This is a genomic window from Dapis hubbardiae BLCC-M172 (assembly GCF_050016015.1).
GTDB lineage: Bacteria > Cyanobacteriota > Cyanobacteriia > Cyanobacteriales > Microcoleaceae > Trichodesmium.
Map to the genome: position 1 here is coordinate 1 of NZ_JBNHEQ010000315.1, position 3,220 is coordinate 3,220.

Annotated in this window: 2 protein-coding genes and 2 pseudogenes; all 4 read right to left on the bottom strand. The window is 38.3% G+C overall.

The window, feature by feature from the left end; all coding sequences use genetic code 11:
- A partial coding sequence (locus ACP6PK_RS29300; RefSeq protein WP_426564987.1) for a hypothetical protein occupies positions 1-213 on the bottom strand: 213 nt, incomplete at its 3' end.
- A 571-nt stretch (positions 214-784) separates the two neighbouring features.
- Positions 785-2,287 carry a CIA30 family protein gene (locus ACP6PK_RS29305; protein WP_426564989.1) on the bottom strand — a complete coding sequence of 501 codons (1,503 nt, stop codon included), beginning with the start codon at positions 2,285-2,287 and terminating at the stop codon, positions 785-787.
- Positions 2,288-2,702: 415 nt separating this feature from the next.
- Positions 2,703-2,849, bottom strand: a pseudogene (locus tag ACP6PK_RS29310) (ATP-binding protein); the annotation flags it as partial.
- 37 nt (positions 2,850-2,886) lie between these two features.
- A pseudogene (locus ACP6PK_RS29315) lies at positions 2,887-3,045 on the bottom strand (ATP-binding protein); the annotation flags it as partial.
- Between the last annotated feature and the right edge of the window lie 175 nt (positions 3,046-3,220).

Here is a 3,220-nt window from a genome sequence, read left to right on the forward strand (position 1 = left end):
CCATCTCCCCATCTCCCCATCTCCCCATCTCCCCACACTCCCGGTGCTTCCTTTAGCATTACTATGCACCACCACCCCTTTGCGTAAGTCCTGATTGACTTTAAATAGGGTTTGATGATTAAATATCAAAGCATTAACATATAAAGGTTTTAGCCATTTTATATCTGGAAAAAGTACCAGCTTTTCAGTTGATATATCTGAAAAAGTGAGCATCTTGAGGTAACGCGAGGCAGAAAAATTAAGGGACTATTTTTCTGACTACCTACTTTGTAATTCCCATTACTCCTGAGTTCTGAGTTCTGAGTTCTGACTCTTCTCCCCTACGAAAAGGCTTATTCAGCAAGCCCTAAATATAAAACTGGTGCGTTATATTTTCATTAATGCACCCTACTGGACTGTTTCATCTTAAATGTTGCAATAGAAAATGGGGGGGGTGGGGAGATGGGGAGATGGGGAGATGGGGGGATAGAGTGTCAGTTATACGAAAAAATCTAATGCACTATTTTAGGTGAAACAGTCCACTACAAACTTCTAGGACGTTGCACTATATCATTGGGGGCGGGTTTATCTAATTAAATGTGAAAACTCATGAATTGAAAGGGGAACCCGCCCCTACGGTTGGTAACATTTTAGTCCAGTAGTCCACTACTGGACTGGCTCGACAGATCTAATATTAGGGCGGGTTTATATAAATCTTAGAGTAAGCATGAAAATTATAGCTAAAACCCGCCCCTACTATTGCACTATTTAAAGTGTGTCAGTCTACTACTCGACTATTCTTTATTTAAACTGTCAAAGGCAACTTTTTATTATCAGTTTCTAAACTATTAAATAACTTCTCCCAATTTTCAGCCGTTGCTTGATTTTCCTTATCTCCTTTTGCCTCAAAAGTTGTGTTGCAAGCCTTATTTTCTTCTAAAACTTTGACACAAAGATCGGCAATATCATCCCGACTAACAATACCCTTAATATTATCACCTTGGTCAAATATTAAAGCTTGACCTCCTGGTTGTTCAGTCATTCCACAAGGTCGAATTACTGTGTAAGGAATTCCACTCGATCTAACAACTTCTTCTCCTTTTAATTTCCAGTTTAATAAACCTTTTAATTGGTCATTCAACTTCACTGCTGGAGGTTGTTCATCTAAGTTTAAACCTGGTCGCCCCGGACGAGTTACACCCGCCGAACTAACTAGAACAAATTTAGGTAATTCGTCGCTACCATAAGCTTTAATAGACTCAATTTCTAACTGAAAAAATCCTGGTGCAAATTTAGGATTAAGTTCTCGGTTATATTCAAATTTACTCAACATTAATTGGTAGGAATAAATTTGACTGGGATTAAATGGTTGACCATTTTCAACAACTCTCGCACGGAATACTGGAGTTAAATCTTTAAATGGAATGCGAATAGTTGTCCAGATATTGTAAACGGTGTCAAAAGAATAGCTATAACCAACTCCATCCCATTTGTCTTCGCAGCGCAGGAAAAATTTATAACGTTTGCCATCTCCTTTCACCCGGAGTTCAATACCAGCATATCCCAATAAATTCATTGGGGGGTCAAAGTTGCGGGTACGCACAGAGACAAAACCGCCGGAGTTTTCTGTGGAGACATTACCAGAGAAAAGAGCGCTACTACCTGTGAGACGGATGGAACTTTCGCTGACTCCCCCCATCACTACATCATCTAATGCACCCCAAGTTTCTTTGACATCTTGGGTGGGGTTTGTGAAGTCAAATAGAATTTTTTGTTTGCTTGGTTGTAGTTGTGGTTTTGCTGCTGCTACTAGATTTTTCATTCCTTCGTATTCCACCAGTTGGGGGTCTTCCACAACTTGTGGCATGAAAAATTTGACGCCTTGGTTATATTTGTCTCGGTTTGGGGTGTCACCTTCTACGGGTTGCACTCGCGTACCTGTACAACAGATAATTTTGCTAACGTCTTTGAATATCTCAGGGGTGAGAGTCTCTGGTTTGGTAATGTCGGCGGTGACTATTTCTACATTCTTACCGAGAACTTTTTGAGCTTTTTTAGCATCTCGAACGAGCGATCGAACTTGATAACCCCGCTTCAGTAGTCTAGGTACAACTCGTTTACCAATTCCACCATTCGCACCTACTACTAATACGACTTCTGATGTGTTTGTTGCTTTAGGTGTCTTTTCACCAAATAATTTTTGTAACCATTTAACACTACCGATAAAGGGAACGACCCCAAAATAGGCTAGGGTTTGGAATAATCTACTTGCCTTCCATTTCGATGTTTGGTTGTCAGTCACGGCCATATCCTTAAACTTTAAACTCTTCCTTAATATATATTAAGATATATTAAGAAATTTTGCTGGATGGCCTTTATGAAGTCAGAAGTCAGAATTCAGAAGTCAGAAGTTTTGGCGTTGCTGAAGTAGGGTTATGTTGTCTCATATTTGTCTAGATATTGAAAAGTTCAGGAGTTAACTAGGGTTTGCTGAAAAAGTCTTTTTTAAGGAGCGGGGGAGTAGGGGAGTAGGGAAGTAATTTTTTTCTCAACTCTTGCTGAAAATAGGCTCGTTTTTTAGCTGTAAATACTTTGAGATTTAATCAGCCAGCCCTAACTAAAAATTATATTTAGAAACAAAAATTTTCCTTTGAGTCAATCTCCTTATCTTAAGAAAGGATAATTATTAATTATTAATTACTGAACTATCCCTTCGTAGAATTCTATTGAATAGGAATCTGAATTATCAATTCACTTCCCTCTCCTAATTGAGAATTACAAAAGATACGACCGCCATGTTTTTCTACCACAATTTGATCACTAATTGACAACCCAATACCAGTACCTTTACCGACAGATTTTGTAGTAAAGAAAGGGTTAAATCAGGGTCTGAAATTTCCGAGTATTCTATTGAATAGGAATCTGAATTATCAATTCACTTCCCTCTCCTAATTGAGAATTACAAAAGATACGACCGCCATGTTTTTCTACCACAATTTGATCACTAATTGACAACCCAATACCAGTACCTTTACCGACAGATTTTGTAGTAAAGAAAGGGTTAAATCAGGGTCTGAAATTTCCGAGTATTCTATTGAATAGGAATCTGAATTCTAAATTCACTTCCCTCTCCTATGCCTTTACCTACAGATTTTGTAGTAAAGAAAGGGTTAAATCAGGGTCTTGAATTTCCGAGTATTCTATTGAATAGGAATCTGAATTATCAATTCACTTCCCTCTC

Coding starts and splice junctions, on each gene's coding strand:
- ACP6PK_RS29305 (WP_426564989.1), bottom strand. CDS start 2,287: ATGGCCGTGACTGACAACCAAACATCGAAATGGAAGGCAAGTAGATTA.